The organism is Rapidithrix thailandica, assembly GCF_039710355.1.
In the GTDB taxonomy this organism is placed as follows: Bacteria; Bacteroidota; Bacteroidia; order Cytophagales; family Flammeovirgaceae; genus Rapidithrix; species Rapidithrix thailandica.
The window spans coordinates 423,780-444,024 of record NZ_JBDKWZ010000004.1 but is presented as its reverse complement, the minus strand read 5'-3'; the positions used below and the strand labels follow the sequence as shown (position 1 = coordinate 444,024).

Sequence of the window (20,245 nt, the reverse complement as noted above, 5' to 3'; positions counted from 1 at the left end):
CAATTTATTGAAATAGCCTTTTCAGAATATTGATCAATTCTCTTCATATATCTACTTTTGCAGTAAATTCAAGGATACTTAATTTAAATCATACACAATGAAATTCTTTATTGATACGGCCAACTTGAATGATATCAAAGAGGCACATGACTTGGGAGTATTAGACGGGGTAACCACCAATCCTTCTTTAATGGCCAAAGAAGGCATTAAAGGGAAAGAAAATGTATTAGCACATTACAAAGCCATTTGCGATATCGTAGAGGGAGATGTGAGTGCCGAAGTAATTTCTACAGATTTCGAGGGTATCGTACGCGAGGGAGAAGAGTTAGCCAAAATCGATGATAAGATCGTTGTAAAGGTTCCCATGATCAAAGAAGGAGTAAAAGCCATCAAATACTTCTCTGACAATGGTATTAAAACCAACTGTACGCTGGTTTTCTCTGCCGGACAAGCGATCTTGGCTGCCAAAGCAGGCGCTACTTACGTATCTCCGTTTATCGGCCGTTTGGATGATATTGCCAGTGACGGGTTGCAATTGATCGGTCAAATTGTGGATATCTACAGTACACATGGTTATGCAACTGAGGTATTGGCAGCTTCTGTGCGTCATTCCATGCACTTGATTGAATGTGCTGAATTGGGAGCAGACGTAGCAACTTGCCCGTTGAATGTGATTTTAGGCCTGTTGAAGCATCCCTTAACCGATGCCGGCTTGGCTAAATTCTTAGAAGATGCAAAGAAAATGGACGCTGAGTCCGTATTGGCTTAAGCGTTATTTTTTTCTTAAATAGATATTAAAACCTCATGGTCACATGAGGTTTTGTTTTTTATAGATACATTTGATTGAGAGCATGTCTCACTTTTATCCTTTGCGTCAAAACGGATATTAAACATGCTCTTAACATCACTTCGAAAAATTTTGAGGCCGGTACCTTTCTTAATACTTCAAAACCTAGTAAGCTTGCAGAAATTTCAGCCGATACCGGCAATCGTTAAGGTATTCATTATTTAACTGTGCTTTATGTATATTTTAAAAGTAAAAGGCAAAGCGAAAATTCCCGATTATATCCAGTTGCGCGATGAAAATTTTGTTTTGATCGCTTATTTTAGAGCAGACCGCCCTTTACAAAAGTTGGAAAAATATGGGCTCGAAGGAAAAGAAGAGGCGCTCAAACAATTGATTGAAACGCTTCCTTTCGGAAAACCTCAAAAACTAGAACTGTAAGTACATGCTTATGCAAGACGATATGCCTGTGGTAAGTCTCAGAGACACTGACGTCTACCAGGAAAACAGACTGATCATCAAACATTTAAATTTCGACATTCACCGGGGTGAGTTTGTCTACCTGATAGGAAAAACCGGAAGCGGAAAAACGTCCCTTCTCAAAACCATTTATGCGGACTTGGAAGTACAACAGGGTGAAGTAAACGTAGTAGGTTTTCAAGTTCACCAAATCAAGTCAAAGGAAGTGCCTTACCTACGAAGAAAACTAGGCATCATCTTCCAGGACTTTGAATTGTTTACCGACCGTTCTGTGGAAGAAAACCTGAAGTTTGTACTGAAAGCTACCGGCTGGAAAGACAAATCGCTTATTCAGGAACGGATCAATTATGTACTGGAACAGGTAGGCTTGCAAAATACGCAGAAGAAATTTCCACATCAATTGTCTGGTGGGGAACAACAAAGAGTTGCTATTGCACGGGCACTGTTAAACCGCCCTGAAATTATACTGGCAGATGAACCCACCGGAAACCTGGACCCGACAGTGGGTAAAGAAATCCTGCACCTGTTTGCAGAAATCAATCGAAAAGGCACAGCGGTATTGATGGCAACTCATCAACATAACTTTATCAAAGAATTTCCCAGCCGGGTGATTTACTGTGAAAACGGGTCGATCAAAGACATTAATAAGAAAAGAATCATTGAAAAAATACAGTAAATCCGTTATCAGCCAGCAATGGCCTGAATCCCCTTTGGCCTCTTTACCCAAAGCGGAAAACAACAGGCTTTCACTGATGACTGATAACGGTTTTCTACCTAAAGATCTCCCAATTGTGGGCGAATAACAATATCTTCAACCACCGACCTTTCGGAAAGCTTGTGAGCCGCCAGCACCATTTCAGCCACGTCTTCCGGTTTGCTAAATCTGTCCTCCGGCAAATCCACGCCTTCCCAGCTGGCCGTTAAAGTAGCTCCGGGCAGTACAGCCGTAACCCGAACGTTGTGCTCTTTCATTTCCTCCCGTAGACAGTGGCTAAAACCCAACATGGCGTGTTTTGAGATGGCATAACTTCCTCCATTAGGATAGGCCGTAATACTGGCAATAGAACAAATATTAAAAATATGTCCGGATTTTCGCTGGACCATGCCCCCAATCAAGGCCCGGGTAAGGTGATAAGTACTGTACAAATTGGTTTCCATCATCTGTTCCAAAGCCCCTTCCTCTTCGTTATGGATTTGCCCGGGAATGAATACTCCGGTATTGTTCACCAGCACCTCTAGGGGTTTTCCTGTTTGTTTGACAAACCCGGCAAATTGAATCACCTCCTCCTTTTTAGAGAAATCCGCTTGCTTGACAAATACCTCTACCTCATATTTCTCTTTGATTTCTTTTTGCAATTGCTTCAGTTCCGGTTCATTCCGGCTACAGGTAGCAATTGCATACCCTGCTTTTGCAAAGCCCTCTACTATGGCTTTTCCGATTCCTTTCGTACCTCCAGTTACAACAATCATAGTTTTATTGGTTTTATAGTTGAGATCCTGTGAATGCCTCTTTATAAATACATAGTTATCTTTCCGGTCATCCTTTTGAGTTGAACTTCTTCATTGATAATGATAAATTCAATATTCTTTCAAGAAAACCCACCAATCTTTCCTTCAAATTTAAAATACATTTTGAGCAATCCACATTATACATTGCTTATCCCTTATTCTTAAATATATTTGTCCTGTAAAAAGAGATACCGGGTATCAATAAAATTTCTTTGGGATGGTTCAAAAGCAGGCAAGCACTTCATCAAATGATCAATCTCGGCCATAAGGCTTTCGAAGAGGTGGTTTGCAAGGCTTTTTCAAACTCTTTCACAAAAGAAGAAATATATACCCGACAGTTGTCTTTCGATCTACAAAGAAACTCAAACATGCTCTTAAAAGATCAAACCAATCAGCATTCATGAAAAGCCTGGGACGATATTTAATGTTTATGGGCCGGTTGTTTGTCAACCGGGAACCCTTTAAAGTGTACATACGCCTATTTTTTGATGAGTGCATTCTCATCGGCATCGACTCCCTGGTCATTGTAATCATCGTTTCTATCTTCATCGGAGCCGTAATGGCGGTACAAACGGCCGTCAACCTGGTCAGTCCCTTCATTCCCGATTATGTCATCGGCCAGATTGTACGGGAAATGACTATTTTGGAAGTCGCTCCTACGTTTACAGCCATCGTGTTTGCCGGAAAAGTAGGCTCCAACATAGCCGGAGGCTTAGGAACCATGAAAATCACCGAACAGGTAGATGCATTGGAAGTGATGGGGGTCAACTCAGCCTCCTACCTGGTCTTGCCCAAAGTACTGGCGGGCATCGTGATGTATCCTATGCTGGTAGTAATTTCGGCCTTTTTGGCCATATACGGAGGGTACCTTGCCGGTACCTTGGCCGGCTTTCTCACCGAGCAAGAATACATTTATGGCATCAGGGTCGACTTTATGGAATATACGGCCTTTTTTGCTTTGCTCAAATCCTTTGTATTTGCTTTTTTGATCGTATCCATCTCCGCCTACAAAGGGTACCATACCGAAGGAGGAGCCTTGGAAGTGGGTAAAGCCAGTACCAGTGCCGTAACCAACAGTTGTATAGCGGTGTTGATTGCCGATTTCTTCTTGGCCCAACTACTGGTATAAGACAAGTAAATCTATCATTAAAAGACCCAACACTCATGATTGAGATACAAAACATAGAGAAATCCTTCAACGACAAGCAGATTTTGTATGGGATAAGTGCTGTGTTTGAGCAGGGAAAAACCAATATGATCATTGGTGCCAGTGGTACGGGGAAAAGTGTGTTGCTCAAATGTATTGTAGGATTGGTTCCGCCCGAAAAGGGCAAGGTGCTCTACAACAGCAGGGACTTTTATCAATCTAACCGGGAAGAACAGAAAAAAATCCGGAGTGAAATCGGCATGTTGTTCCAAGGCAGCGCACTGTTTGACTCCATGACGGTGGAAGAGAATGTGATGTTCCCTCTGAACATCCAAGGTGAAAAAATGTCGGCTAATGAAAAGAAAGACCGGGTGTATTTTTGCCTGAACCGGGTGGGCTTGGAGAATGCCGGACAAAAAATGCCTTCCGAACTCAGTGGGGGAATGAAAAAGCGAGTGGGCATTGCCCGGGCCATCGTGCTTAACTCACAATACCTCTTTTGTGATGAGCCCAACTCAGGACTGGATCCCATCACCGCCATCCGCATCGACAACCTGATCCAGGAAATTACCCATGAATTTAACTTGACTACCGTAGTGGTTTCCCATGATATGAACTCCGTGATGGAAATCGGACAAAACATTATTTTCCTGCATAAGGGTTATAAACTTTGGGAAGGCAGTAATACCAATATACTGCATACAGATTGCCAAGAGCTTCGCGATTTTATCTTTTCCAACAAACTGATGATGGAATTTAATAAACAATAAACAAAATAAGGTATAAGCCAGAGGCTGGTATGCAATCATGTGTACTGGCAAATCGAGAGAAGTGTAAGCAATGATCACCCCTCCTCCTACTGCCCTGACTCATTTACCTTAATTATATACAACAACAAAACGTAACTGACATGTTTAGAAGACCCAGAAGGAACCGGAAAACTGCGGCAATCAGAGAGATGGTTCAGGAAAACCAAGTCCGGGTACAGGATTTGATTTTTCCCTTGTTTGTAATCGATGGTCAAAATAAAAAAATCGAAGTAGCCTCTATGCCCGGCATTTACCGCTATTCGACTGATCAACTTTTAAAAGAGATTGATTCTTGTATGGAATTGGGCCTGAGAACCTTCGACTTGTTCCCTAGCATTGACGATAGCCTGAAAGATAAATATGCTTCAGAAGCCTACAGGGAAGGGAGCATGTACCTCAATGCCATTGCCAAGGTAAAAGAGACGTTTCCGGAATGCTGTATCATGACGGACATCGCTATGGACCCTTACAGCTCTGACGGACATGACGGTATATTTGAAAACGGAGAAATTCTCAACGACCCGACCCTGGAGGTATTGAGCAACATGGCCTTGGCACAAGCCCAGGCCGGAGCCGATATTCTAGGTCCTTCGGACATGATGGACGGCAGAGTGGCCCATATGCGGGAAGCCCTGGACATCAACAATTTCCCCAACGTCTCTATCATGTCGTATACGGCAAAATATGCCAGTGCCTACTACGGGCCTTTCCGCGATGCCTTGGATTCAGCTCCGAAAGCCGGTGACAAGAAGACTTACCAGATGAACCCGGCGAATTCTCGCGAGGCATTGATCGAAGCGGAACTGGATATGGTTGAGGGGGCTGACTTTCTCATGGTAAAACCCGCCCTGTCTTACTTGGACATCATCCAATTGTTAAATGAAAATTTTGAATTGCCTATTGCCGCATACAACGTCAGCGGAGAGTATTCCATGGTGAAGGCAGCTCATCAAAAAGGATGGTTAGACGGCCAGCAAATCATGAACGAAACCTTAATTTCTTTAAAACGGGCAGGCGCCAAAGTAATCCTGACCTACTTTGCCAAAGAGTTTGCTCTTCAAGAAGCCAAAGAAGCTTAATAAAAGAACCGGGTAAAGAAGTTAATCATTACCCGGTTCTTTTTTGTATTTTTCAACTCATCCGGCAGCATTATTTTTTTTACAAATCACTGTGGCTTATCTGCTTTAGTTATCCCCCTGGACTTGTCAAAGCCATATACCTGCCCAATTGCGATAATTCCTCCACATGACTGCAATAAGGCATCATCATTAAATTATGGGTATTACTTTTAAAATAGTGCAATATCTGATAGTCCACACTCTCTATTGACAAATCTGCGTCAAAGGGAATCTCCAGACCTTGTGCTGCCTGGAAATCATACACCTTCGGTTGCCGGACCAATACATTTTTCAAGGCGATGGTTTGCCTCCTGCGATTGAGCGTATTGGAAACGCCTACCAACACTTCCGGATGGGGGTCAAAACCGATATTAAACACAAAACTTTCTTTATCGTCCCAATTCAAGTTCTCACAATCTATGTACAAAGCACTATCCCGCAGGGCTATGGCTGAGCTTCGGTATTGATGCCCGATGGTTTTCATCTCTACCACTACCACATCCCATGGGTCTTCCCGGATGATAAAAGGGGTTTTCAACATAACCGGACTGTTGTCACTCTTTTGATAGTAGCGGAAGTAATGTCCCAAATAATGCTGTTTCAACAATTGCAAATCCTTACTGATTTGTTGCTTGACGGTTGACAAACCGGCTTTTTTCCACTTGTCCCAAAGCTGGGGTTCTATTTGCAAAAATGTGAGCAACACATTGATTTTACGGCTCTTGGGATTGCCACCGTGCCAATAGCTGTACAGTGTCTTGCCACTGATCCAATTGTGAGGGCGTTGGGGATTTCTTTTCTTCAAATATTCTTTAAATTCCGAAATGTCTTCGAGCTTGTACGTGAAAAGGATACTGTCCAGCTCATCGTTACCAAACAATAAAAACTCTTGCAATAAATACGGTTTTTTCAGAATTTGCCGGGATACTTCAGCATTGATCACCCGGGCAATATGGTTGAAAGTAGTTCGGGTAAAAGAGGTCCAGTCGTTGCCATAGCGTTTCAAATCAACACTTTGCCGGATTACCTCCGATTCCTCAATGGCATTCTTAATTTTCTCAGAAAGCATAGTCGTAGTATAGTTATTTGGTTATAGGCTTGGGAAAGCAAATTTGCCCTTCTCTTCATGGCAAACTGACAAATCTTTAAATGCTCCGGGTCCTGATCTGATCTTGTTCAAAGGCGAATAACAAAGTAAAGAAACAGATTTGACCAGGATTTGACCTTTTAACTTCTTAAAAATAGTTGATTTTCAACAAATAGCCCTCTTTTCGAGCGAAAGAATGACCTTTTTTTGGAATGGTTTGACCTCTGTAAACTAGCAAAAACATTCATCAAGCATAATCTCAACCTAATCTTATGAAGAAAGTTTTTACGACATGTTGGTTCGTAACGCTTTGTCTTTGGAGCACCCTGTCCTGGGCACAGAACAAGGTGGTGAAAGGAACCGTTACGAACGAAACAGGAGAGCCCATACCCGGGGTATCCATTGTGGTAACAGGGACAACAAAAGGTACAATTACTACCGGGGAAGGTAAATACACCTTACAAGTACCTGAAGATGCCGTATCCTTAACCTTTTCCTCTATAGGGTATATGGATATGGAAGAGCAGATTGGCCAGCGCTCGGTCATTGATGTGGTTTTAGTGGAAAATGTGACTCAATTGGAAGAAATCGTAGTCACCTCCTTTGGCCGGCAAGAAGAAAAAAAATCGCTGGGTTATTCCGTACAGAGCTTTTCTTCGGAAGACTTGCAAGAAGCCAAACAAGCCAACTTTCTGGACGCTATGCAAGGAAAAGTGGCAGGGGTGAATATCACCAGCTCGGGAGGAACACCTGGGGCCGGTACCAATATCATCATCCGGGGGATTACTTCTCTGGACCCATCAGCTTCAAACCAACCGCTCTTTGTGATAGACGGAATTCCGATCGACAACAGTACCAATGCAGGAAGCATGTTGCCAAGTTCGGGTTCTAACTCGGCGGGTAGCTCGGAGCAGTTTTCTTTTTCCAACCGGGCAGTAGATATCAACCCTTCCGATATTGAGTCCGTTAACATTTTGAAAGGACCTTCTGCCACCGCCTTGTACGGATTGCGCGGAGCAAACGGTGTGGTGGTCATCACAACCAAAAGAGGAAAAGCAGGGAAAGCCCGGATCAATTTCAGCTCTTCGTATAGCTGGGACCAAGTAGGCAAAACACCTGAAGTACAAAGCAAATACAGGGAAGGGCGTTTCGGAAGGCTTCGTTTTAACAGTGACGGTAGCCCCTTGAGGTTCCAAACTTTCGGGCCAAAAGTTTCGCAATACGACCCGGTAATCAACAATATGAAAGAGTTTTGGGAGACCGGCCACCGCCTGGACAACTCCTTAAGTATTTCCGGTGGAAATGACAACTCTACCTATTATACCTCTGTATCGCGTTTGGATCAAAACGGGATTGCCCCCAACAGTGAGTGGAACCGTACTTCCATCAAATTAAACGGTTCAACGAAATTCAGCGATGATCTGGAAGTTACCGGATCCATGCAGTATATCAACTCGCAGGGTGTCCGGCCGAATGGAGGAGACAAATCCATCATGAGCGCACTCTCTTACTATACCACCACCTATGGCACAGATAACTACGTCAACCCAATAGATGGCACTCAAGTTGATTATTCGGATGGAATTACGGACAACCCTCGCTACTTGGCCGAATTTGCCAACTTGGAAGACGAAGTAAACCGGGTAATTGCCAATGTTGGACTCAATGCCCGTTTTACCAACTGGCTGAAACTGGACTACAAAGTGGGTATAGATCAATATACGGATAAACGTAGGCGAATAGTTCCTGCAGATGCAGATGTAGGACGTCAAGTAAAAGGTTTTACCATTGAAAATAAGATACAAGCAAGGGAAATCAACTCCAACCTCTTGCTTACGGCTTTTGCCGAATTCAACGAAGATTTGAATATGACCGTAACTGCGGGAAATGCTATTACTGAAACATGGTCCGAATCTCTCAATGTCAGAGGAGAAGGGTTTACATTAAATAACTTCAAATCTATTGGAAACACTACGAATTACTTCACAAAAATCAATGGAAGCCTTAGACGTTTGGTGGGTTTATTTGCCGATGTCAAATTTGAATACAGGGATTTTCTTTTCTTAAACCTTACCGGTAGAAACGACTGGTCCTCTACCCTTCCTAAAGAAAACCGCTCTTTCTTTTATCCTTCTGTCAGTTTAGGATATCTCTTCAGTGAACATATGAACTTACAGAGTAACTTCTTCTCATATGGAAAAGTTAGACTCTCATATGCGGAAGTAGGAAAAGATACGGATCCTTATCTATTAGGTTACTATTACGAACCCTCCCCTGGCTTCCCTTTTGAAAGTATTAATGGTTTTAGAAAAGATGATACTTATGGTTCTGATAGACTCCGTCCGGAACGCACTTCAGCCATTGAGTTTGGTGCGGAATTAAAATTTTTCAATAACCGCTTGGGCATCGATGCTACCTACTTTCAACAAAGAAGTAAGGATCAGATCATACGACTTCCTGTCAGTAATACAACCGGATTATCCAGATACATTACCAATGCCGGAGAAATTGAAAATAAAGGAATTGAGCTTTTAATCACAGGTGAGGTGATCCGTTCTAACAATTTTAACTGGTCGTCATCCCTTAATTTTTCTAAAACCGAAGGCGAAATACTTTCTATGCCCGAAGGCTTGGAAGAAATTGTCTTTTTTGACGGAACCTATATCCAAAATAAAATTGTAAAAGGAGGAAAAGTGGGTGATTTGTATGGACACAAATTCAACCGGAATCAACAAGGCCAATTGATTATCGACAAAAATGGATTACCAAGTGTAAATACGGAAGAATATGTTAAAGTTGGCAATGCGATCCCTGATTGGACTGCGGGCTTAAACAACTCTATTTCTTATAAGAACTTTACCTTGTCTGTATTACTAGAGTTAAAACAAGGGGGGGATCTTTTCGATATGGGCCTTCGCAACGGAATCCGTAACGGAGTGTTAAAAGAAACCGAATTGCGTTACCGGGAAGTCATTTTCAAAGGCGTCACAGAAACCGGAGAGCCCAACACCAAACCGGTAGAAATCAATGGTGAGAACCTTTATCGAAGTTATAGCCGGTACAACTCCGCTTCTGAAGTAATATTACAAGATGCTTCTTGGTTCAGAATCCGAAATGTTAACCTGTCTTATAATTTACCTAAACAGTGGATTGAAAAACTAAAAATGCAAAGTGCGCGGGTAAGTCTTACAGGCAACAACTTGTACTTAAACACTCCTTATCGAGGCTACGATCCTGAGGCTTCTCAATTCGGTGCGGGTAGTAATGCCTTCGGGTTTGCCGGCTTGGTCATTCCTCAAACACGCAGCTATACCCTTAGCTTAAATGTTACTTTCTAGCCCTTAATCTGGAATACTTATGAAAAAACTATTTAATATATCATTCAGTTTAATAGGATTAATGATTCTGTTAGTAGGCTGTGATTCGTTTTTAGGTGGAGACACTAATACGGATCCTTACCGGGCTACTCCAGATTTAATTAAACTTGATGCATTATTGCCCACCGTGATTAAAGAATCCGGGGACAACCATTACCGGATTGCTTATTCCACCTCCCAAATTGCGCAACATACGGCCAGCTATTTTGCTTCCGGGGCCGATATACACGAAATCACCCGGATCAATTCGGCTTGGACGGGTATTTACTTAAGAGCCCTTACCAATGCCGACCAAATGGTGAAGTTGGCAGAGGAAAACGGTTCCCCTCATTATGCGGGGGTGGCTCAGGTGTTAATGGCTTTGAATCTGGGAATGGCAACCGACTTATGGGAAAATATTCCTTTTGACGAGGCTTTTAAAGGTCCTGAAATTTTAAAACCTGCTTATCAAGCTCAAGAAGAGATATATAATAGGGTGAACAGCTTATTAGACGCGGCTATTCCCAACTTACAGGCAGCTACTTCTGTGTTTTCGCCTAGCGATGACGACCTGATCTATAAAGGAGATCTAAGTAAGTGGGAAAAAGTAGCCTATGCCCTCAAGGCTCGATATGCCATTCATTTGGCTAATAAAGGTGATAGTTATGCAACAATGGCATTGACGGAACTGGAGAATGCCATTGATGGTATTGAGAATGACTTTGAATTAATTTACAATAGCCGGAATCTAAACCCTTGGCATTCACAAGTAGGACTTCCCATCAAGACAGGTAACTACACCATCACGCATTCGGCTCAGTTTATCAAATGCCTCAATGGAGACTATTACACCGTGGTAGATCCTCGTTTGCCCATTATTGCTGACAAAGGCGGTAATGACAATTACTCCGGTATGATAAACGGATCGGGTAGCGGTAGCACTACCAACCTTACCGTAGACACCTGGTACGCTTCTTCCGAGGCGCCCATCATGATGGTGACTTATGCCGAAATGAAATTTATTGAAGCAGAGGCTGCTTTCTTAGCTAATGGTGGAACGACTACTTCCGTAGGGGCTCCTCAACAAGCGTATGAGGCATACCTGGAAGGTATTACGGCCCATATGCAAAAACTTGGTGTGGAAGAAGCCGAAGTGAATGCCTATCTGGCAGATCCGAATGTAGCGGTAGGAGCCGCTAACTTAACGTTGGAATTGATAATGAAAGAAAAATACATTGCCTTGTTTTTACATCCTGAGGCATGGATCGATGTGAGAAGGTATAACTACAATCCGGATGTATTTCACAGTATGACGCTTCCGGAAAATCACAATCCTGACTTAAACGGAAACTTCCTCCAAAGAGCGTCTTATCCTTTTGACGAATTAAGCCGCAACAGTGGAGAGGTAGATAAAAACACCAAAGAGATTGGCAGCAGAATGTGGAGAGACCAGTAACTCCAGCTGGAAAAAAAGTGCATAGCCGGCTATCCCGTCCGGTGACATTTGGTGACTGGGCGGGTATCATTTCATTACTTCAGGTTAAAAGAAATGTACTTCCGGTGATTCTCTAAGTATGAATAGAATCTGTTCAAGAAAAAATTCAACCGGTAATATTCACCGCTGTTTAAAAAGGTAAATTACAATGAATAAAAACATAAAATTTCGTAACTTCTTAGGGTTAGCCGTAATGGCCTTAGGATTGTTTTCTTGCTATGAAGAAGACAACTTTTTGGAGGACAATATCACCGATACGGGAAGGTCCTTTCCAAATATTTACATGAATGAAATTCAGTCAGAATATCTCTCCGGAGAAAAAGTAACGGTTGAATTAGAGTTCTTTTCCGACGATCCGATTAAGGAAATCAAACTCTATGAAATTATCACGACTGAAGACGATACCGACACTACCTTGCTTTCAACCAACCCGTACCAACCGGCCTTTTCGAAGGTAAAATCTCAGGATACCTTGGTATTGTATTACGAAGTTCCTGTAATCGACCAAAATACGGAAATCACGCTGGACGCCGAGGTCATAAATGAAAATACACTGACAGATAACAGCGCAAGAACCTTTAAAGTCAAATAGAGAAATATACTTTATCATGGTTGGAGGGAAATAAAACCTCCAACCTCTTATGCCCTCAACCCTTGACGCATTTCAATACAAAAGTCTGGATTCCCGGACATTCAATACCGTTTTTTCACACAATACAATGACTATACTAAGGCGAAAATTTCTACAACAATTGACTATGGCAGCGGCCTTGGCTCCTTTAGGAGCTTACGCAACGGACTTTCCTTCCCCCTCCGGTATACAAAAGAAACCGCTACTTCCTCAGCGCTTACAAGCCGGGCAAACGATCGGGATTGTCAGTCCTTCAGGGGCCGTATACGAAAAAGAGCCCTATCAGGTGGCCATAGAGGCACTTCAAGCGATGGGGTTTCAGGTAAAACTCAGCACTTCCGCGCAAGGACGTTACGGACATTTGGCTGGAACAGACACCGAACGGGCCGAAGAAATCAACAGTATGTTTGCGGATCCTGACATCCATGGGATTATCTGCTTGCGGGGAGGTTCGGGAGCGGCCCGTATTCTGGACAAACTCGACTACAAAACCATCGCAAAAAATCCGAAAGTCTTTGTCGGATACAGCGATATCACCGCCTTACTATTGGCTATCTACACCAAAACGGGTTTGATCACTTTCCATGGTCCCGTAGCGACTTCCAGTTGGAATGCTTTTAGTTACGGTTATTTCAAACGCCTGTTGATGGACGGAGAAACGGTTTGTTTAAAAAACCCAGAAAAAAAAGAAGGAGAGCTGGTGCAAACCGAAAATAGAATCCGGACCATCCACACCGGTGAAGCCACCGGTATCCTGGCTGGAGGAAACCTGGCGGTGCTCAGCGACTTGATCGGCACGGGCTATTTACCCGACTGGAAAGGGAAAATTTTATTTCTGGAGGATATCGGAGAAGAAATCTACCGGATGGACCGGATGTTTTCTCATCTTAAACTGGCCGGCATTCTATCTGAATTAAAGGGCTTTGTATTTGGCAAATGTACCCGTTGTTCCCCTGGCAAAGGATACGGATCCCTCACCTTGGAAGAAGTAATAGACGACCATATCAAACCCTTGAATATCCCGGCTTTTAGCGGTGCCATGATTGGACATATCAGTGAAAAATTCACTATTCCGGTAGGAATTGAGGCCCGCATCAATGCCGATAAAGGAACTATCGAACTCTTACAAGCAGCGGTACAATGATCCGGAACAAAAAATTCCCACTTACGGTATTTACACTTATCACTCTTTTGATCATGGCTTGTCAACAAGAGCCTGTCATTCATCAACGCCCTATTCAGTGGGATCAGGAGCGGGAACAACTTTCCTTGGAATATCTCAAACAACGGCATGGAATGGATATGGATAAAGCCCTTATCGATCCGAAAATGATCGTCATCCATTGGACGGTGATTCCTACCTTGGAAGAATCTTTCCAAGCCTTCAACCCGGTTCGCTTGCCTTCTGCCAGATCCGGAATCCAATCAGCAAGCGCCTTGAATGTATCCGCACATTTCCTAATTGACCGGGATGGCACGATTTACCAGTTACTACCCGAAACCACCTTTGCCCGCCATGTGATCGGCTTGAACCATTGTGCCATTGGTATCGAAAATGTAGCGGATGGCGACCAACTTCCCCTAACGGAAGAACAATACCGGGCCAACCTCCAATTAGTCAAGTACCTGAGTAAAAAATACGATTTGGAATACTTAATCGGGCACGATCAATATACCCGCTTTGTCGGTCATCCACTCTGGAAAGAAACCGATCCCGATTATTTGACGCACAAAACCGATGTGGGAGAGGAATTTATCCATCGCTTACATGAGGAATTGAAAGACACTGATTTGAAAAAAGCACCGGAGAACAGGAAAAAGTAAAATAACGACTCGCGACCTGGCGGAAGGTACCGGTAGCGATTTACCAACGCTCTCTATAAAACAAACAAGTAGAAAATGAGAACCACAGCCTTAGCAATTCTTTGTATCATGATGGGAAGCCTTGCCTTTTCACAACAGGAAAATCAACTGCTCGAAAACTTGATGCAATCCCAACCGGATGTATTCGGAGAAATTTTAAAAAAACACAAAAAATACGAGGTACAAATTATCTACACCCAAATTGACCGGGATGCGGAAAACAAACCTTCCTTTACTTCGCATTATTTCAATGTGAGCCCCGAACACTATTTCTACCCGGCAAGTACGGTAAAATTACCCGTAGCTTTATTGGCGCTGGAAAAGCTGAACAAACTTCAAGTGGAAGGATTGGATAAATACAGTACTATGCTGACGGATAGCGCTTACCATGGACAAATAGCCGTACATCAAGACCCTACCTCCCAATCCGGACAACCCAATATCGCACATTATATCAAACAAATCTTATTAGTCAGCGATAACGAAGCCTACAACCGCTTGTATGAGTTTGTCGGCCAGGCGGAAATTAACCGGGCCTTAAAGGAGAAAGGCTTTGCCCAAACCGACATTATCCACCGGCTTTCGGTCCATGCCAGTGAAAAAGAAAACCGCTATACCAACCCGGTTCGCTTTGTGGAAAACGGCAAAGAAGTGTATCGTCAACCGTTGGTATACAATGATCAGGCATTGGCCAATCGCAAAAAAGTAAAGAAGGGAAAAGGCTTTATGAAAGACGGGGAGCTGGTCAAAAAGCCTATGGATTTTACCCATAAAAACAAAATGCCCTTGGCCGAAATGCAAGCCATACTCAAAGCCGTTTTGTTCCCGGAATCAGTGCCTGCACACCAGCGCTTTGATCTAGCCCCGGAAGATTACCGCTTTTTGTACCAATACATGTCACAATTGCCGGGTGAAAGCAGCTACCCTTCTTATGACCCGGAAACCTATCACGATGCTTATGCCAAACCGCTGCTTTACGGCAATAGCAAAGAACCATTGCCCAAACATATCCGCATCTTTAACAAGCTGGGCAATGCCTACGGCTATTCCATTGACAATGCCTATGTCGTAGACTTTAAAAACAAGGTAGAGTTTATGCTCTCAGCGGTGATCCATACCAACGAAAATCAGGTATTCAACGATGATCGTTACGAGTACGAGGAAATAGCGCTTCCCTTTATGAAAAATCTGGGGCAATTAATCTACGACTATGAATTAAAACGTACCAGAACCCACCACCCTGATCTGAACAAGTTTAAAGTAGAGTATGATAAGATCGTAAAAGTCAGTGAGGAGTTTCATGAAAATCTTTATCAAAACTACGCACACTACCATCAGAAATCGCTCAATTTTCAGCGAATCAAGCGAAAAGACATCGAGCCCTTGATAGAGGATTTAAAGGACGATCCGGCATTCGAAGTAAGCACCTTGGGACATTCTGTGGAAGGCCGCCCGGTCAACCTGATCAAAGTCGGTACCGGTCCGGTAAAGGTAATGCTATGGTCGCAAATGCACGGGGATGAACCTACAGCCACCCGGGCTCTGTTCGAGATTTTCAATTTTTTGAGAACAAAGGATTTTATGCAGAAGGAGAAAGAAGAAATTCTCTCCAAAACAACCCTTTACATTATTCCGATGCTGAACCCGGACGGGGCCGAACGCTTCCAACGGAGAAATGCTCTTTCCTTTGATTTGAACCGGGATGCCCTTCGCTTGCAAGCACCGGAAGCCGTCATCTTGAAAAAAGCCAGAGACACCTACAACCCTCAGTTTGGCTTTAATCTGCACGATCAAAGCAAACATTACAATGTATACCGTACCGGCAAAACTGCCTCCATCTCCTTTTTGGCCCCGGCTTATAATTATGAAAAAGAGGTAAATGAGGTAAGAGGCAATGCCATGAAGGTGATTGTATCGATGAATGAAGTGATCCAACAGTATATGCCCGGTCATGTGGGAAAATACAACGACAGTTTTGAGCCCCGAGCCTTTGGCGATAACATTCAAAAGTGGGGAACCAGCACCATCCTGATTGAGTCAGGAGGAAAAATAGGCGACCCGGAAAAACGCGAATTGGTCAAAATGAATTTCGTAGGCATCCTGCAAGCCTTGAAAACCATTGCCGACCAATCGTATCAAAAATACAACCTGGACCAATACTACAGCATTCCGGACAACGATCGTAAGTTCTTCGACATCCTGATCCGTAACGCTTCGACTTCTCTTAACGGGCATAACTTCCGTACCGACCTCGGCCTCTTCGGTGAAGCCTCTTCTTCCATTGCCGATAAGGGTGACTTGTCTACCTACTATGGTTATCAGGAGTTGGATGCAACCGGGTATACGTTACAAGTGGGAAAATTGTATCCTGAAATATTGGATTCGATCGATAAAATCAGCCGGGAGCAAGCCCTGCAATGGCTCAAAGAAGGCTATACTACCTTACGACTACACCAACTATCCCCTACGGAACAGGCTCATAGTTTTCCCTTGCAGCTGGTCAATGCGGACTTTACACTTGATACTGTAAAAATGGAAGTAGGCGACAAGGCAGCTCTTCTTTTGTTGAAAGACCAACAGATTCATTTCACAATACTAAAAGGTAAAATACATCACTGGACCAAAGAGATTAACAAAGCTCATGAAACAGAATAATATTTCAGCGCAGGAGTTGGGAGGAACGGCCTGCATCATCACCGGTGGACTTTTTGACACGGTTCATGCCAAAACAGCCCATGGTTTAATCAGAGAGTCCAAGCGCTTCGAGATCATCGGAGTCATTGATGCAAAATCGGCCGGAAAGGATGCCGGCCATCTGCTGGATGGAAAGAGCCGGAATATCCCAGTGGTAGAGCGTATTTCTTCTTTGATAGAAAGCACCGGTCAAAAACCGGAATTTGCCGTCATCGGTATGGCTACCAAAGGCGGGGTTTTGCCTGAGAGTCTTTATCCCTTGGTCGAAGAAGCTCTTTTGCAAGGAATCAACCTGGTGAATGGCTTGCATCAGCCTTTGTCGGAAATGGAGCGGTTTCAAAAAGCAGCTGAAAAGGGCGAGGCTTTTATTTATGATATTCGCAAGCCTAAATCCTTTGCGGACTTACACTTCTGGAGTGGGAAAATCCTGGAGGTTCCCTGCTTGAAAATAGGCGTTTTGGGAACCGACTGTTCTACCGGAAAGCGCACTACCGCCAAGTTACTGAACCAAGCCTTAACTGAAGCCGGTATCAAATCGGAAATGATCTTTACCGGACAAACGGGCTGGCTGCAAGGAGGTAAGTACGGTTTTGTACTGGATGCGACCCCCAATGATTTTATTCCCGGTGAATTGGAACACGCCATTTACACTTGCTGGAAAGAACAACAACCGGATGTCATCTTGGTAGAAGGACAAGCCAGTTTGCGCAACCCCAGCGGGCCATGCGGAGGAGAATTTATCATTTCCGGCCGTCTGGATGGCGTCATCTTGCAACACCACCCTGTCCGGGAAAAATACAGCAACCTGGAAGCTTACCCGGCTACAATTCACGATGTGATTGACGAAGTAGACTTGATCAAAAAACTGGGAGCTCCTACCTGGGCCATTACTTTAAATACCGGCCGAATGAACAGCGAACAAATTCAAGAATACAAGGCCGATTATCAACAGCGAGGCAATATCGATGTCATTTGCCCGATGGAAGACGGCCTGGAAGGCTTGGTAAAAATTGTCAATGAACAACTGACCGGAGTAAAGTCAGCAATCAATGAATAAGATAGAATTGGAGGAAAACATTCTCCGTCTACCATTACAAGGTGACTAACACAAAGAAACCGAAACGCAAATTTCAGCCACTCTAACAAAACAACAAAAACAGAAAACTTATGAAAATTCAATCCATAGACGTGTGGATCAAGGAACTGGGTAACACCCGGCCTTATACGATTGCCTTTAAAACCGTTGACAATGTCTCCAGTATTTTTGTGAAAATTAATTTGGAAAACGGACTGTTTGGCTTGGGGGCAGGCAACCCCAGTGAGCAAGTAGTCGGAGAATCCTTGAGCGATAGTAGCCAAGCGCTTTCCCAGGAAAACCTGGACTTTCTTGTCGGCCGGGACATTCGTGATTTTTACGCTTTGCTTAAAGAGGTTCAAGCGAATTTCCCCAAAACCCCGGCCGCCCGCGCAGCCGTGGACATTGCTTTGCACGATGTCTTTTCCAAATGGCTGGATGTGCCGTTAGCACGTTTCTTGGGGCAAAAGATCAAAGGTCTGGCCACCTCGGTGACCATCGGTATCAAAAACGTAGCGGAAACTTTAGAAGAAGCCCAGGAATATTATGATATGGGGTTTAAAATTTTGAAGGTAAAAACCGGAAACGATGTAGAAGAAGACATCGAACGGATGGCCAAGCTCCGGGAGAAATTCGGCCAACACTTCAAAATACGGGTGGATGCCAACCAGGGGTATGACCGGGAAAAGACCATCCGTTTTTATGAAAAAACCAAAATGCATGCGATCGAATTGATCGAACAACCTACCCCTTCCGGGGATATCGCTTTATTAAAAGGCTTGCCGGATCCTATCAAAGATTTGATCGCAGCAGACGAATGCCTGAAGTCTCCGGCCAATGCTTTTGCCCTGGCGGCACCGCCCAGGGCCAGTGGTATTTTCAATATCAAACTGATGAAATCGGGAGGTGTGTACCCGGGCCTACAAATCGCCCAAATAGCCGAAGCTTCAGGCATCGATCTGATGTGGGGATGTAATGACGAAAGTGCCATCAGCATCACCGCGGCTTTGCATGCGGCCTTATCCAGCACCCGTACCAAATACATCGATCTGGACGGCAGCCTCGATCTGGTAGAAGATGTGGTATCCGGAGGCTTTCTGTTAAAAGACGGCTATATGGAAATCTGCGACAAAGCGGGCTTGGGTGTAGAGCTGTTACCGGTAAGCAGTTAACCGGCAAAGAGCCCTAAAACTATGAACCCTTGAAGCCTTTACCATCCTTCAAGGGTTTTTATGTTCTTAAATTCCTCCGTTTGTCCTGCCGCTGACAAGTACAATTCATAGGGTCAAGTAGTTTTGAAGAAACAAATCATTTATCAACTGCTTAAATGTAAATTACGTATGAAAACCCTTCGAATTTATTTATCAATAGCCGCGGTGCTTTTCGCCTTCAGTGCCTGTGCACAAAAAGCAGAAGTCTTTGCCACGAAAAAAGGAGCTATTGATGGATATGACCCAGTCGCTTATTTCAAACAACACAAAGCAGTAAAAGGAAACCATACATATTCCGAGCAATGGAATGGAGCTACCTGGTACTTTTCCAGCAAAGAAAATTTGGACGCTTTTACACAAGATCCGGAAAAATACGCCCCGCAATTCGGAGGCTATTGCGCCTATGCCGTAGCCAACGGATATACGGCCAAAAGTGAAGGAGATGCCTGGAAAATCGTAGAGGGGAAGTTGTATTTGAATTATAATTTAAAGGTAAAAGAACAGTGGCAGGAGAAGCAAACGGAATACATTAAGAGTGCCCGTCAAAACTGGCCCAAGGTATTGAAGAAATAAAAATCCCAACAGTGAACTTTGTCCCGTTTTTTAACATGAATGTTTACTTACGAAAAGGTTGTTTGGCTATCGCGATAGTCAAACAACCTTTTCAACTTTTTACAACGTACTTTTATTTTCTTGTAGCCATTCCGACCATTCTGCCGGGCAAGCATACTTTAATTTATACTTTTCTTTTTGTTTATCATCCAAACGTTTCCAATAAGGCCGCCAGTTGAAAATTGCATAGTCTTCTTCAACCCCTTGATTCCACCTAGGCGAACCTTGAAACATATTAGGAAAAACCTTCCAAGGAGGGAATAACTCTTTAGAGCATGTTTAAAATTCGTTTTTGATGATAAAAATTCTCATTTTAGGGCTCTCAGAAGATCATTTTTGCGAAGAATAGTGGAGCTATTTGACAAAAAAATGAC

The 20,245-nt window shown here is 43.6% G+C and carries 18 protein-coding genes; 15 read left to right on the top strand and 3 right to left on the bottom strand.

Annotated elements, in window-relative coordinates:
* Positions 1–97: 97 nt before the first annotated feature.
* The 3 genes from fsa (at position 98) to AAG747_RS09410 (ending at position 1,940) form a co-directional block, all read left to right on the top strand.
* Complete coding sequence (fsa, locus tag AAG747_RS09420; protein ID WP_346820912.1) at positions 98–769, top strand: fructose-6-phosphate aldolase; 672 nt, start codon at positions 98–100, stop codon at positions 767–769.
* Positions 770–1,021: 252 nt separating this feature from the next.
* On the top strand, positions 1,022–1,225 hold the full coding sequence (locus AAG747_RS09415) for a fructose-6-phosphate aldolase (RefSeq protein WP_346820911.1): 204 nt from the start codon (positions 1,022–1,024) through the stop codon (positions 1,223–1,225).
* A gap of 4 nt (positions 1,226–1,229) precedes the next feature.
* On the top strand, positions 1,230–1,940 hold the full coding sequence (locus AAG747_RS09410) for a cell division ATP-binding protein FtsE (RefSeq protein ID WP_346820910.1): 711 nt from the start codon (positions 1,230–1,232) through the stop codon (positions 1,938–1,940).
* Between the two features lie 98 nt (positions 1,941–2,038).
* Here AAG747_RS09410 and AAG747_RS09405 read toward each other — a convergent pair whose 3' ends face one another.
* Entirely contained in the window at positions 2,039–2,734 is a 696-nt protein-coding gene (locus AAG747_RS09405; protein WP_346820909.1) for an SDR family oxidoreductase, read from the bottom strand.
* Positions 2,735–3,173: 439 nt separating this feature from the next.
* Here AAG747_RS09405 and AAG747_RS09400 point away from each other — a divergent pair, with 439 nt between their 5' ends.
* The 3 genes from AAG747_RS09400 (at position 3,174) to hemB (ending at position 5,808) form a co-directional block, all read left to right on the top strand.
* Positions 3,174–3,902 carry an MlaE family ABC transporter permease gene (locus AAG747_RS09400; protein WP_346820908.1) on the top strand — a complete coding sequence of 243 codons (729 nt, stop codon included), beginning with the start codon at positions 3,174–3,176 and terminating at the stop codon, positions 3,900–3,902.
* 35 nt (positions 3,903–3,937) lie between these two features.
* Positions 3,938–4,690 (top strand): ABC transporter ATP-binding protein, encoded by a 753-nt coding sequence (locus tag AAG747_RS09395; RefSeq protein ID WP_346820907.1) that lies wholly within the window; start codon positions 3,938–3,940, stop codon positions 4,688–4,690.
* 140 nt (positions 4,691–4,830) lie between these two features.
* Positions 4,831–5,808: a porphobilinogen synthase gene (hemB, locus tag AAG747_RS09390; protein ID WP_346820906.1), complete on the top strand. Its 978-nt coding sequence runs from the start codon at positions 4,831–4,833 to the stop codon at positions 5,806–5,808.
* Between the two features lie 109 nt (positions 5,809–5,917).
* Here the strand turns inward: hemB and AAG747_RS09385 are convergent, their stop codons facing one another.
* Positions 5,918–6,916, bottom strand: coding sequence for a hypothetical protein (locus AAG747_RS09385; RefSeq protein WP_346820905.1), 999 nt, complete (start codon positions 6,914–6,916; stop codon positions 5,918–5,920).
* A 290-nt stretch (positions 6,917–7,206) separates the two neighbouring features.
* On the opposite strand from AAG747_RS09385, the gene AAG747_RS09380 reads away from it, so the two are divergent.
* From AAG747_RS09380 to AAG747_RS09340, 9 genes are all read left to right on the top strand, one after another.
* Positions 7,207–10,272 carry a SusC/RagA family TonB-linked outer membrane protein gene (locus tag AAG747_RS09380; RefSeq protein WP_346820904.1) on the top strand — a complete coding sequence of 1,022 codons (3,066 nt, stop codon included), beginning with the start codon at positions 7,207–7,209 and terminating at the stop codon, positions 10,270–10,272.
* Positions 10,273–10,291: 19 nt separating this feature from the next.
* Positions 10,292–11,746, top strand: a complete 1,455-nt coding sequence (locus AAG747_RS09375; RefSeq protein WP_346820903.1) for a SusD/RagB family nutrient-binding outer membrane lipoprotein — start codon at positions 10,292–10,294, stop codon at positions 11,744–11,746.
* Positions 11,747–11,933: 187 nt separating this feature from the next.
* On the top strand, positions 11,934–12,377 hold the full coding sequence (locus tag AAG747_RS09370; protein WP_346820902.1) for a hypothetical protein: 444 nt from the start codon (positions 11,934–11,936) through the stop codon (positions 12,375–12,377).
* A 127-nt stretch (positions 12,378–12,504) separates the two neighbouring features.
* Positions 12,505–13,560, top strand: coding sequence for a S66 peptidase family protein (locus tag AAG747_RS09365; protein WP_346820901.1), 1,056 nt, complete (start codon positions 12,505–12,507; stop codon positions 13,558–13,560).
* Positions 13,557–14,240, top strand: a complete 684-nt coding sequence (locus AAG747_RS09360; protein WP_346820900.1) for a peptidoglycan recognition protein family protein — start codon at positions 13,557–13,559, stop codon at positions 14,238–14,240. Before AAG747_RS09365 ends, AAG747_RS09360 begins: the two co-directional genes overlap by 4 nt.
* A gap of 75 nt (positions 14,241–14,315) precedes the next feature.
* Positions 14,316–16,934, top strand: coding sequence for a serine hydrolase (locus AAG747_RS09355; protein WP_346820899.1), 2,619 nt, complete (start codon positions 14,316–14,318; stop codon positions 16,932–16,934).
* A complete protein-coding gene (locus AAG747_RS09350) occupies positions 16,921–18,030 on the top strand; it encodes an N-acetyltransferase DgcN family protein (protein WP_346820898.1) in 1,110 nt (369 codons plus the stop codon). Before AAG747_RS09355 ends, AAG747_RS09350 begins: the two co-directional genes overlap by 14 nt.
* 110 nt (positions 18,031–18,140) lie before the next feature.
* On the top strand, positions 18,141–19,220 hold the full coding sequence (locus AAG747_RS09345) for a mandelate racemase/muconate lactonizing enzyme family protein (RefSeq protein ID WP_346820897.1): 1,080 nt from the start codon (positions 18,141–18,143) through the stop codon (positions 19,218–19,220).
* A gap of 168 nt (positions 19,221–19,388) precedes the next feature.
* The gene (locus AAG747_RS09340; protein ID WP_346820896.1) at positions 19,389–19,832 is read left to right on the top strand and encodes a YHS domain-containing (seleno)protein; all 444 of its coding nucleotides are present in this window, start codon (positions 19,389–19,391) and stop codon (positions 19,830–19,832) included.
* A gap of 99 nt (positions 19,833–19,931) precedes the next feature.
* Here AAG747_RS09340 and AAG747_RS09335 read toward each other — a convergent pair whose 3' ends face one another.
* Positions 19,932–20,105: a hypothetical protein gene (locus AAG747_RS09335; RefSeq protein WP_346820895.1), complete on the bottom strand. Its 174-nt coding sequence runs from the start codon at positions 20,103–20,105 to the stop codon at positions 19,932–19,934.
* Between the last annotated feature and the right edge of the window lie 140 nt (positions 20,106–20,245).